This window comes from Roseivivax sp. CAU 1761, assembly GCF_054482755.1.
Genome location: NZ_JBTLRM010000054.1, coordinates 1 through 11953, shown reverse-complemented (window position 1 = coordinate 11953; position 11953 = coordinate 1). Strand labels below are relative to the sequence as shown.

Genomic DNA, 11953 nt, shown 5'->3' with positions numbered 1-11953 from the left:
TTCCTGTTCCCGCAGGATCGCGATGATCTGCTCTTCGCTGAACTTCGATCTCTTCATCTTCCGGTCCTCTCGTTTGGGCCGGACTCTATCATCAGATGGAGGGAAAACCGGGGGTCACAGCACGTGTGTACGGAGGCTTCCAGCCAGTCCCTCAGGATCGGCGCCACCTTCGAGCGCGACTTGTACTGCAGATACGCGTAGACCATGTCGAGCTCCGCCTTCGGGAACTTCCTCTCTTTCATGGACGACGTCTTGCGAGCGAGGCGATCCTGGCGCCATGATTTCCGGCCCGCGGTCTCGTCTCCTTCGACGATGTCGTTGTCCAGCATGTCGAGCGCGACGTCGATGTCACTGTCAGGCTTGCCCCTCAGCGTGTGGTAAGCCGCCTGTCTGTAGACCCGCCAGGTCGCCGACTTCAGGTCGGGCTTCGTGGAGATCAGCCAGGCGACGAACTCGACGGCCGAGAAGTCGTCGTAGTCCTGCGGAATGCCCTGTTCGCGCTTGTAGCGGTTGATGAGCATGCGCCCGCGGTTGAGGTACTGGGACGACGTGTTTTTCGACACGGTGGTGTTCTCGCGTGCGAACGCGCTGGGCGACTTCATCGATGGCGAGGCACCGGCATTCTGGTCGAGGTGACGGTTGGCCGTCTCAAGCTTCTTCTTCGCGGCCTTCACCCTTTTCAGGATCTCGGGGTCCGGGCCCGGCGGCTTCGAGGGATCCACCCGCGGGGTGGCACGATCTCCCTTGGCCTCGCTGCCAGGGAACTGGAGGTTTTTCAGAATGGGCTTCGGCCGGGCGCGGGGAGAGGTGTCTCCCGTGTCAACATTGGGGGCGTCCGACCTGGGTGCAGGGCGCCCGGTGTCAACATTGGAGGAGGGGGAGCCTTGCGCGCAGCGGGCAGGGGTGTCCGTGTCAATATTGGCGCGGAAGGGGGACTTTCGGGGCGAAGCCCGGGTGGTGTCAACATTGGCGGAGCCGGTGGGGTGCCCGGCGTCAGCGGGGCGTGGGGTGTCAACATTGGTAGATGTTGGGGCGCCGGTCCCGGAGGGAGCGGAGGACGGCGTGCCGGAGGCAGGGGAAGCCCTCTTGAGGGTAAGTCCCCCGAGCCGGGGGCGTGGGGTGCCTTGCTGCGCAGCAGGACGGGTGCCTTGATGGCCCTGGCCATCGGAGGGTGCCTTGTGGCCCCGGCCACGGGGTGTTTCCTGCCCCTGGGGGCGGGGATGCCTGCTGCCGGCCTGGCCGGGATCGGTGTCGTCCTCGGGACGGCCCGAAGGGTGCCTGTTTCTATCCTGGTGATCAGACATCGTCTGAGCTCCTCTGGGGCTTGAAATCGTTTCAGCGTTTGGAATGACTTCTGTCATGAAAAGGGGCGTGCGATGCACGGTCGCCCGTCTTTGGGCGAAGGAAACCTTGAGGGTTCGCGGAAGGGCTTCCTGAAGCTATTCTGTGAGGTCTCTCCCCATTACTTCTTAAACAAGTATCGCGTTTGGGTAAAAACGTAAGAAAAATATTGAAAGAGAGTTCGGGGTCCACGAGGCCGCCCGGCCGGCGTGGGCAAACTCAACATTTTTCGTACGAAGTTCTCGAAAAATCTTACTCGATTTCGCAAGGGCACTTGTTTTCAGGGGCTTTGGCCAGCCGGTTTGATCTGCCCGGGGAAGGCACCTCAGGCCAGCGTAGGCGCGCCTGGGCAGCCATCGCAGTGGCACCAATGGATACGAGTTCCTGCAGTGATCTGCACCGAACTTCCCTGGATGATGACCACTCTGTTACGGCAGCCCGGCACGCGCGTTCACGGTGATCCCGGCGGGCAGACCTCGAGCCGGCGTACCGGGCAACGCGTCTCGACAGGTCCTGCATCGATTTCCAGATTTCAGAGTGCGAGAAACCCCGCTTCGAGGGTGTCTTTAGGCAAGAATTTTGAAAACGAGTAAGAAAAATGTCAGGTTGAGTATCGCAAGAAACAAGGAAGGTATCGCGTTTGTCAAGTTAAGTATCGCATTTAGGCAACCTGCGCTGACTTGCGCAGAACCTAAGCCGACTTGCAGGTATGTTGGGGCAACTTGACGGAAACGCACGACAGGTTGCAGGCAGGGTATTTTGCCCTGCATCGTGTCCGATCCCTCGGAAAAGGGGAAATCCGGTTGCAAAGGGCCGTCGCACCGACGTTAAATCACGCCGGCCTTCGGGCCGAATTGATGGAGGAAGATTGATGCGAACGATTTTTGCCGTGGCCGCTGCGGCCTTGATGACCGTTGCCGCTCCAGGCTGGGCGTCTGAAACCGCACGCCCTGCGGTCAGCTCCGTGGCTGATGTCGCCGAGCACGGTGGTGGCTGCCGGAAGAGCTCGCCGCCGGGCCAATGCTGCCATGCGGGCTCCCAGCCATACCACTGCCACTGAGGGGCCGGGCCCGGCTCAGCGCCGGGTCCAACGTCGTTCAGAAAATCTTCGAGACATCCAAGCCCATGGCCATGGCGCCCGCGTACTGGGATTGCGGTCCCCGCTGCAGGGGGTGGTACCGCGCCCCTTGAATGTCCCGGAACCTGCGCTCAAGGCCGGTGCTACGGAAGAAGCCAGCGCCGCCGGCCAGCTCCATCGCAAGCTCGACCGTTTTCAGAGAGTTCTCAGCAACAATGGATTTCCCGATCATCACGTCGTTGATCGTCGTTTCCGAAGGGGCATTTCTCTCCGCCACCGAGATCATGTAGTCGCTCGCGATCTGAGCCGCCCGAAGTGCGGTTTCCATCTGCCCGGCAAGCTGGAGCGAATGCAAGTTTGTCTTCCGTTTCTGCGCGAGATCGAGGGCAATGTCCCGCGCGCTCTCGGCGACCCCCAAGTAGACCGAATAGATCAGAGGAAAGGCAATCGTCGCGATGATCCGGAAGAGCTGATGCCATTCGCCGGCAACGCGCTTCAGAGGTACCGCGCTGTCGGGGATAAACAGGCCGTCGATGACGATGTCATGAGACCCGGTCCCCCTCATGCCGAGGGTGTGCCAGGTGTCCTCGATGCGGACTTCGGGAGCATTCATCGGCACGGCGAAATGGACGACGTGCTTCTCGCCATTCTCTTCGCATACGGCCCCCGTCAGGAGGAGGTTGCCGGCTGGAGCTCCCGAGCTGAACACCTTCCGCGCCGTGATCCGGTAGCCCCCATCCACGCGCTCGGCGGTACCTGTTCCGTCGAGCCAGTCGGAGCCGCCGCTCGAGAGAAGAACGATGCGCTCGGAGGCGACCTTCCGGAGGAGGGGCTCCATGGCCTCGAGGTTCTGGTGGCGCCATCGCCAGGCCGGCACGGCGACCTGGTGCGTGTGCATGGAAAGCGCCAGCGCTGTTGACCCGCAGCTGCGCGCGATGATCCGTAGCATCTCGGCCAGTTCCCTGACCTCCGCTCCCGAACCACCCAGCTCCACGGGGACACCGGCCTCGAGAATGCCGGCCTTCCGGATCAAGGCGTAGTTCTCGGCGACGAACTGGTCGTCGGCGTCGGCTTGCGTGGCGTTCGTTGCGATCCGCTCCGCTAAGGTGGCTGCTCTCTGTATCATCGTCGACCGGGTATCCCGGCCCTCTTCGATTTCAGTAACTGCGGCCATTTCGACCTCCCGGAGCATGTGACAACGCACCCAGCATCCTCCTGTGTGGCAGACCCGGATAGTCCACAAAGTGTACCACGCATGATCTTCGGGTTTGGCTGTGGAGAGGTGTCCGCAGAGCGCGTCGGTGGCAAAGCCGGTTTCGTACGGGAAGGCCCACAAAAATGACAGAATCGTTGTCGTATATGCCGCCCAAGAAACCACTCAGGATTTGGAATGACCTCTGGAAATTGCACGTACGGTAGCCGAAAGCTTCTTTCGGTAAGCTGCCTGATTGCCCTTGGAACGTCTGCAATCGCCGGCGATGACGCATACCAGTTTGGCGCCGCGCCCCGGGTGGTGGCAGACATCACCACCGGAATGACGCTGGCAGACGTTCGAGCATCACTGCCAGGATACGACGCTCTCGGAAGCATGGAGCTGACACTCGAGGATGGGACCGTTCTCGGCAGCCGCACCATGTTCGAGCGGGCCGGCGGGGATGAGATCGTTATCGTCGACACTGCAGCCGACGGTGGGTCTGCTGGCACCGCGGCCCTGCGCTACCAGGACCCGAGCGAACTCGAACAGGCGGAAGCGGCTCTGACGGCGAAGTACGGGGAGGTCATCAGCTGCCAGGACCCCGAGATCGGGTTCGTGTTCCACTACGGCGTGGGCGGCTCCCTGATCGCGGATGCCGATTGCTCCACCGTTCTGAATGGCCTCGATCCGATGCAGGAGGCGAGTGTCCACGAAGTCTTCGAGGGCGATGAGAGAGCGTCCACGGTCGCCGTGGCTTTCGGTCAGGACGAAGCGGGACGCGCTTTCGTCATGGAGACCGTGCAGGCGAACAACCTGAGCGCACGAATTCACGCCGCGGCGATGGGGATCGAAGTTCCCTCAGAGGACGAGGCGGCCCCTGCAACCCATGCGGCCGTAGAGCTTGCACCAGGAGAGGACCCGATCAACGAGATTCTGTCTCGCGACCCCCGCGGTGAGGCTGCCGCCGAGCTGCTTGATGGCCTGCTCACCACCAAGTTTCCGGTTCCCCACGAGGGGTTCAAGATTCCCATGACACGGCGCGAAGCGGTGTCCTTGCTCCGGGACAACAACGCATCCTTCTTCACCCGGGATGGTAAGATCCGTGGCCACCCCAAGTTCGAGGACAGCTCTCTCGATGTTGCCCTGCACCCGGGCTACAAGCGCACAGCACAGGCGGTGGCCGAGAAAGTTCTGAAAAGTCCGGCCAAGCGTGCGCCCGCTTTGCAAACTTCTTTCACCGCCAAGTCCAAGTTCGACAACGGGGTCCTGGGCACGTTCGTCGTAGGGTCCGAAGTCGATCCGTCAGGGGGCATCGGCATCGAATCCAGTCGCGTCTTCGAGGTCTCCTCGTATTTTGACCTCTCCGAGACCAACCTGGACGTGACGGAAGATGACGTAAGGGCATGGGTGCAGCGGACCTTCGAAAAGGCTTGTACCCTCGAGGAGCGTCGAACGGGCACCATTTTCTTCTCCGCATCCAACAATCTCGGCGACCGTATTGGTCTCGATGAAGCGCCCCAGCCCGGCTGCGGATCGATGGCTCGGCAGTATCGGGACACCGGATACACCAATCTGATCGAAGTTGCGCACTCGCCTGAAGGAGTGGTGTCGGGGATAGCCGTCAAATTCATGGATCACGCGACGCTCTACGAGGCGCTGCGAAAGGCATACGAATGGGCCCAGGGTGACGGTCTGGAAGAGGAGCAGACGGCGCAGGCAGCGCTGTCGCGTGGGCATTCAGGGGGCCCGGAGCCCATCACGAGGGCGGAAGAGCAAACAGCAGAGGATCGAACGCCTACGCCCACCCCTTCGGAGGTGCCAGAGTTCATGTCTGCAGAGGGCGGTGTGTTGCCCGCCGTTTTCGGCTACGAGCTCGGGATGAATGCCGGCGAAGCTGTCTCCCGGCTGAAATCCGAAGGGTACAGGTTCTTTCAGAATTCCTTCATGGGCGGGCCGTTGAAGGACGAGCCGGCAATTTTGGATTTGACGGATAACCTGAGCCTCGAGGAATATGTCACCCTGGCCCTTGAAGAGACGGGCAGCGACAGGCGCAATGTGCAGTTGCTGGGGGTTGCTGCCCAGCGGACGACGAACGGCTACAAGGACACCGTCCTCCTGCAAGTGGCGCAAACGGTCGGTTCCGAGTTTGCGGAAGGGCAGATTTCACTCCTGACCGGTCTGAGGACGTATCCTTCGGGGGAACAGATCCGACCCGTCGAAGTTCGACGCGTTCTGAACGATGAGCGCATGCAGGGCAGTGGATGCTTTTCCGCGATACATGGCGGCATGGAGACTCTGCTTTTCTGGGACAAGGACGGAAAGACCGTGATCCCTCCGGACATGAAAGAAGGCGTTGCTCCCGGGGCGTGCCACACTTGGGAGGCGCGCACGCCTCACCAATACCGGGGCAAGATCACAACGTTTCAACCTGGAGAGAAGGTGGATACGCTGCGCGTCATTCTCGAGGATCACGAGGCAGTCCTGGGCCTGATCAAGTGATGCCGGCGGCGGAGCGGTTATTGAATGCTCCGCCGCCCCAAAAAAGAAATGTTGTCACAATTCATATTTTCTCTCGCGCTCTCCTTTGCGCTGCGCAAGAATGATGACATCAAGCAGAGGAACAGTCCTACATGAAAGCTCTCGTCTTCGTCGCCAATTTCTTCCTCCCCGGTGTCGGTACCCTCATCATGGGTAACGTCGGCGTCGGCCTCATCCAGCTCGTCATGTACATGCTCGGCCTCATCTTCACCGTCTTCACCCTTGGCTTCGGCCTCATCATCGGCGGCCCGGTCATGTTGATCGCCTGGATCTGGGGCCTAGTCAGCGCCCTCAGCGCCCCCGACAAGCCGCTCGAGGTCGTCCTGACCCAGCAGAACCACGATGGCACCGCCACCCCGGTCGCCACCAGCTCCGCGGGAACCCAGGCCGACTGAGCCGGCATCCAGATCGACAAGAAGCCCCGTCCGGTTCAGCCGCGGCGGGGCTTCCGCTTTCAGGAGGGCTGACTACCTCCCGTTCAGAGAAGGAGGTCAACGAGATGCACCGCGTGGCTGGAAACTCTGAAAATCAGCGAGGGGTACTGCGACGACAAACGCTCCCCGGCGGTCCCGCGGTCGTATCTTTGCGACGGGACACATACGAGAAAGCCCGCGAGGCTGCGGCTCGCAAACTCCGCGATGCCGGCCAGCATGCGAACTCCTGCCGGGTGGCCCCGAAGTTAAGAAAGCTGAGAACGGCCGCGACAATTAGCTTTAGGACTGGGCGCTGCGCCGGAAACGCAGTCTTGCCGCGGCCGCCTGGGCGGGCGTTTAGAGCGGCGGCAAAGAGGCGGCGAGTCAGAAATCGGTGTCGAATGGCTACGGTGCGGACTTCCGCTCAGCGAGGTCTTCGTCGTCACCCATTGCCGCGAGCTTGACCTCCCTGAAGAAGCTCATGGTTGGCTTCGAAGCAAAGAGCACGGAGCCGATGATGAACAACCAGGTCCCGGCCGTGTGGAGGTGCTCGTACAGGAAAAAGATGGAGCCGACTAGGAACGCGATGGAGGCGAGAAAGTCTGCTGACGTGTACATGACCTCGACGACCGCCTTCAGCTTTTTCGCGCGCTTGCCGTTGCCACCGTTGTCTTCGTGAAAGAGCATGAGATGCCTCCTCGCTACTGTGTACACCGAAGCGGTTGGCTCAGCTCAGGGCATCACAACCGCATGTGACCGCGGACGTAGGGCCCATAGAACGGGAGTCATCAGACTGCGACGGTTCAGGCCGTCCCCAGGGCCGGCAGGGAAGTGAGATCGGCGAAGTACGGGTTCGCGGCAGCCACCTCCTTGCGCTCGCGCCGGGCCGTCGTCAAAGCAGCGCGGATCGCCTCTGCGGTTGCGGGCAGGCCGTTTGCTTTGGAAAACTCGATGAAGTCCTCGAGCGCTGCTTCCATCCAGGTCGTGTCGTAGTCGAGTGCCATTGCTGCCCCCTGCTTCGCTTGTTCATCCCCACGGTCGGGATACCCATACCTCGCGGCCAGCGCACCTGCGGGATCTCCCGTATTATTCAGCTACTTGCAGGTTTCTCTGCCTCGGGTAGATGCTGAGTGCCGGCACGCCCGCCTCGGATGAGGCTCAGTTGCTGGGATTGGTCAGCGGACCTATGTAGCTTGAAGTTGTTTCGAGTTCCGAGGTCGCACATGGCTAACTCAGCTGGTCAGGCCAGGGGCATCGAGCGGCTCTACCTCGACTTCGACAGCTTCTTCGCCTCGGCCGAGCAGCACTTCAACGCAGCGCTGCGTGGCCGGCCAATTGGTGTCGTTCCCCTGGATTCCCCGCATACGAGCTGCATTGCGGTCAGCCGCGAGGCCAAGGCCCGGGGCGTGAAATCCGGGGCCTCCATCCGGGATGCACGCGAGATCATCCCCGACATGGTCTTCGTGATTGCGCGCCACGACGTCTACGTCCGGCTTCACAAGCGCATCCTCGGGGTCATCGACACCGTCGTTCCGGTCGCTAAGGTGCGATCCATCGACGAGGTGGTCTGCAACCTTCTCCCGCACGAGGGGCGGGAAGGCGCCGCCCTGGCCCTGCGCCTGAAGTCTGCCCTCGCGGAGTCCTTCAGCGAGACGTTGACCTGCTCCATCGGGATGGCGCCCACCGAACTGCTCGCGAAGATCGCCGCGGAGATGAACAAGCCCGACGGCTTCAAGCTCATTCGTGCGGACGACCTTCCCGGCGCGCTGTCCGACATCCCGCTCGGTGACCTGCCAGGCATCTCGAAAGGGATGCATGCGCGCCTCGCGGCGGTAGGCGTCCATGATTTCGCGGCGCTGTGGCGTCTTGCGCCGAAGCAGGCGCGCGCGATCTGGGGGAGCGTCGAGGGCGAGCGTTTCTGGAACGGCATACACGGGTACCACACCGAGAGGCCGGACCCGAAGAAGAGCATGTTCGGCCACAGTCGCATGCTGCCGTGGGATTGGCGTACCCCTGAGAAGGTGGCCAGCTGCGCGCGCCAGCTCACGCTGAGCGCATCCCGGCGATTGCGGAGAGAGGGCCTCCGAGCAACGCGGCTGACGCTGAGCTTCCGAGGCGGCGGTCATCGAGCACCCGACGGGACGCGTAGGGACGCCCTCGACTGGGGGTGGGAGGGAGCCTTTCCGCCCGCCCGGGACGACCACACGTTCCTGCAATCGTTGTCCAAGGGACTGGCGAAGTCGCGAGCCGACATGCGTTTCTCGCCGCGCTCAGTCAGTATCATGATCCACGGCCTGGTAGAGGACCACGCGATAACCGGCGAGCTTTTTGGCGGGGCGGCCGACGCCTCGGGAGATGACGACGCCTCCCGCGCGAAATGGGAGAAGGTCAGCGACCTGATGGACCACCTGCGCCAGGCGCACGGCTCCAAGGCGATTTCCCTGGGGCCTCGTGAGGACGTTCCCGGTGGCTACATCGGCGCGAAGATCGCCTTTGGCCGCATCCCCGATGAGGAGGACTTCAGCGAGGCGCCCAGCGCCGACGAGGAAACCCGCTTTCTGTCGTACTGACCGACGCGGTGGAGATCAGCCCGGCGCGGGGGCCCAGTCGATTTCAGCAGGGTCTTTGGGCTCATCGTCGGGAGGCGCGATCCCTGCGAAGGTCTCGAGCGTGACATCGATATTGACGATCCGGATCGCGCGAGTCACCCGCTCGCCTGTCTGGGCCTCGTAGGCTTCATAAGCACCGCGGAGACTTTGAAGGTGCCCAACTGCGAGCTCGATCCGCTGCTCGACCGGACGGTCTTCGTTGTCGATCTCTGCAAGAATGTTCCTGGCCAGTTCGTGGGCGACGGCGATCCTGGCCGACTTTGACACCAGGGTGCGCTGATCGTCCTGATCGAACAGGCGCAGCGTTTCACGCAACTCGTAGAGCGTTTCTTCGGGTGTGAAATCCGTTTCCATCATTCGTTTTGCCCCTCAGGCGCTCAGCCCGGCCGGCGCCGTCTCGTTGTTATTTATCACCGTGGGTCCTTCTTCGTGGGCGCACGTGCGCGTGCACCTGCAAAATGCAAGGCCGGCGGGCAGATCGGTCATGCTTCATGGAGCCTTCCGTGCGGTTGAAGTTCTCATTAGCAGGAGCTCGATCTCGCCCCGCCATTCACAGCAGCGTACCGACGTGGTAGCGCCTGACCCTCTCCAGCCGACCAGGAGCCTGAGCAGCCGGCTTCTGGAGACTTACGCCAGACCCGGAAGGCGCCTTCTATGCCCGAACTCGACGACCGCCTGATCATCCACGTATTCGGAGAAGCCGATTACACGTCGTTCAGCATCCGCCGGGATGCGTTCGAGGGCCGGCCCAAGGTCTTCGGAACACCCGAAGGTGACGAATACGTTCAGGTGATCGGCACGCTCTTCGGCCAGGACAACTGGGACCAGCTGCGGCTGCGGACCGCGAGGAACGGCACGACCTACGAGACCCTGGTCGCCGATACGCTGGTACAGCTTGTAGGCGGGACGGATACCGTGAATGCCGCGCTGCGCGGCGGTTTCAACCTGGTGACGCTTGGCGTCTTCCGCGGCACTTCGACATCGGGAAAGGCTTCGGTCTACAACGCGAGGTTCCTCGGCATCTCTTCGACGACAACCACCGATCCGAACGCGCATGTCGACCTCGTTCGCCAAGGCATCGACCGTGCCACACCGTTCCTCATCGAGGACATCGAGAACGGCATGTTCGCGCGGGACAGCATCATCGCCCGGCTCGTCGAGGGAGACGACGAGGTTTCTGAAAATGACGACGACAGAGGCGAGGAGCTAGAGGCCCTCCCGCAAGCAGTCTTCTTTCATGAAATGGTGACCGAAGCCGGCTTGGAAACCGTGGTCCTGTGCTCGTGCGACAGCGAACTTGCCGCGGCGGCCGGGAAGGCGCCGGAACTCGTGGTCGGACTTGTGTCGAGCATCATGCCCACACCGTCCGGCAGCGTCGGCTACTGGGTCTGGCAAGTGGCGCCGGACACGCCGAACGGGTTCACGCAGGAGCAGTTCATCGACCTGCATGCCTTCCCGAGCGACACCTACGACCGCATGAAGCCGTCTGCGTCGGTTCGCTTCCTTATCGTTGATCGCAAAAGCCACCGCAACACCAGGGCGGTCCTCTTGAAGCGCGACAGCATGGGCCTCGAGGAATTCGAGAACATGGCAATCGAAGTCGCCGCCTCAGAACCCGACGCCGATTTCGAGGCCGCTTGCCGGAACGTGATGGAGACGGTCGATCCCGTGGAGTTTCTTCGCGACTCCAAGGGGCTCGAGCGGAACGGCAGAACCAACCTGCACTGAATGACGGAAGCGCCCCAAGGACATGGGAACTACCAAGGGACGCTTCCCTGTTGTGTCCGGGCAGCATGGTGTCGCTTATTGATGGGCTGACCCGCCAACAAACGGAATGGCCTGGTCAGCCCTCAAATCTGCGATTGAGACAACTCGATTGTGTTGACTACATACAAGGGTTGTGCTGGGCAAGAAAATCCCGTACTGTGTGCAGAATTTTTAGTCAAGACTCTAATTATGTCGGTCTTCGAGAAATTTTCAAACTTCGCTTGTTTTTAGTTTTGGAGTTGAGCAAATGGCCTTTAAAAAGAAGTTCGAGAACTTTGCAACCGCCTTTGGCGTTGGTGATATTATCTTCACCGCCCTCGGTGTTGCGACGGAACTTGGGGTGGGATTCTCCGAAGGGGAAATAGACAGTCCGAAAGATTTTTTTCGTGTGCTACTTGGCGGAGACACTGACGATATTGAGGGTAGATTGGAGGGCCTGCAGGGGTCCATAGATGATTTAAGTTCGACCATGTTGACGCTCGGGTCCGATCTTCAGGAGCAGATCGACGCCCAATCCGATCTGCTCATCAATGCAGACATCTCCTCCCTTGTGGGTCGGATCGACGCAATACGAGCGGAGCTTAGCAGTTACAATCCTAATGCCGTTCCCGGTGAGATCGGTTTCGTTTCTCATGATTACATGGAGCAATATGTTCGCGACCTCCGCTTTGATTCGAACGTTGCGCTTAATCAGATAACTCAGATCGCAAAATCCGTCTCCACCGCACGCGATGGGTACATGCCAAGCTTCAACACACTTGCCGCATCAGCAGCTGCGGTGGAGTACGCTGCAAGCATACGGCTACTACTTGCCTTAAACTTTGATCGAAATGAACTTCCGTCCCGAAACTTAGCCGACGGCTTAGATGCTGCTGCTGAGTATCTGAGTGTGAACTGCCCCCCATTTCGACCGGACAGCCTGGCATGACCATGGAAGGCTCAAGCCTGTGCTTGGGGACATGCTTATGCCCAACGACAGACCCACCCGCATTGAGGTGATCACCGGCGTTGC

Annotated in this window: 11 protein-coding genes; 5 read left to right on the top strand and 6 right to left on the bottom strand. The window is 61.1% G+C overall.

Annotation, left to right across the window (positions count from 1 at the left end; genetic code table 11):
* Positions 1 to 53: 53 nt before the first annotated feature.
* Together ACXYMW_RS19280 and ACXYMW_RS19275 are read right to left on the bottom strand one after the other, a co-directional pair.
* Positions 54 to 722, bottom strand: a complete 669-nt coding sequence (locus tag ACXYMW_RS19280; RefSeq protein WP_459036955.1) for a hypothetical protein — start codon at positions 720 to 722, stop codon at positions 54 to 56.
* A 1716-nt stretch (positions 723 to 2438) separates the two neighbouring features.
* On the bottom strand, positions 2439 to 3593 hold the full coding sequence (locus ACXYMW_RS19275) for an acyl-CoA dehydrogenase family protein (RefSeq protein WP_459036954.1): 1155 nt from the start codon (positions 3591 to 3593) through the stop codon (positions 2439 to 2441).
* 339 nt (positions 3594 to 3932) lie between these two features.
* On the opposite strand from ACXYMW_RS19275, the gene ACXYMW_RS19270 reads away from it, so the two are divergent.
* Both ACXYMW_RS19270 and ACXYMW_RS19265 read left to right on the top strand, forming a co-directional pair.
* Positions 3933 to 6113, top strand: coding sequence for a hypothetical protein (locus ACXYMW_RS19270; RefSeq protein ID WP_459036953.1), 2181 nt, complete (start codon positions 3933 to 3935; stop codon positions 6111 to 6113).
* Positions 6114 to 6244: 131 nt separating this feature from the next.
* Positions 6245 to 6547, top strand: a complete 303-nt coding sequence (locus ACXYMW_RS19265; protein ID WP_459036952.1) for a hypothetical protein — start codon at positions 6245 to 6247, stop codon at positions 6545 to 6547.
* Positions 6548 to 6630: 83 nt separating this feature from the next.
* Here ACXYMW_RS19265 and ACXYMW_RS19260 read toward each other — a convergent pair whose 3' ends face one another.
* The 3 genes from ACXYMW_RS19260 to ACXYMW_RS19250 all read right to left on the bottom strand — a co-directional run bounded on the left by ACXYMW_RS19260 (position 6631) and on the right by ACXYMW_RS19250 (position 7569).
* On the bottom strand, positions 6631 to 6804 hold the full coding sequence (locus tag ACXYMW_RS19260) for a hypothetical protein (RefSeq protein WP_459036951.1): 174 nt from the start codon (positions 6802 to 6804) through the stop codon (positions 6631 to 6633).
* Positions 6805 to 6970: 166 nt separating this feature from the next.
* Positions 6971 to 7252, bottom strand: coding sequence for a YrhK family protein (locus tag ACXYMW_RS19255; RefSeq protein WP_459036950.1), 282 nt, complete (start codon positions 7250 to 7252; stop codon positions 6971 to 6973).
* Positions 7253 to 7368: 116 nt separating this feature from the next.
* Positions 7369 to 7569 carry a hypothetical protein gene (locus tag ACXYMW_RS19250; RefSeq protein WP_459036949.1) on the bottom strand — a complete coding sequence of 67 codons (201 nt, stop codon included), beginning with the start codon at positions 7567 to 7569 and terminating at the stop codon, positions 7369 to 7371.
* Between the two features lie 219 nt (positions 7570 to 7788).
* Here ACXYMW_RS19250 and ACXYMW_RS19245 point away from each other — a divergent pair, with 219 nt between their 5' ends.
* The gene (locus tag ACXYMW_RS19245) at positions 7789 to 9135 is read left to right on the top strand and encodes a Y-family DNA polymerase (protein ID WP_459036948.1); all 1347 of its coding nucleotides are present in this window, start codon (positions 7789 to 7791) and stop codon (positions 9133 to 9135) included.
* A 15-nt stretch (positions 9136 to 9150) separates the two neighbouring features.
* Here ACXYMW_RS19245 and ACXYMW_RS19240 read toward each other — a convergent pair whose 3' ends face one another.
* Positions 9151 to 9531, bottom strand: a complete 381-nt coding sequence (locus ACXYMW_RS19240) for a hypothetical protein (RefSeq protein WP_459036947.1) — start codon at positions 9529 to 9531, stop codon at positions 9151 to 9153.
* Between the two features lie 297 nt (positions 9532 to 9828).
* On the opposite strand from ACXYMW_RS19240, the gene ACXYMW_RS19235 reads away from it, so the two are divergent.
* Together ACXYMW_RS19235 and ACXYMW_RS19230 are read left to right on the top strand one after the other, a co-directional pair.
* Positions 9829 to 10902, top strand: coding sequence for a hypothetical protein (locus tag ACXYMW_RS19235; RefSeq protein ID WP_459036946.1), 1074 nt, complete (start codon positions 9829 to 9831; stop codon positions 10900 to 10902).
* Positions 10903 to 11188: 286 nt separating this feature from the next.
* Positions 11189 to 11869, top strand: coding sequence for a hypothetical protein (locus tag ACXYMW_RS19230; protein ID WP_459036945.1), 681 nt, complete (start codon positions 11189 to 11191; stop codon positions 11867 to 11869).
* Positions 11870 to 11953 lie beyond the last annotated feature (84 nt).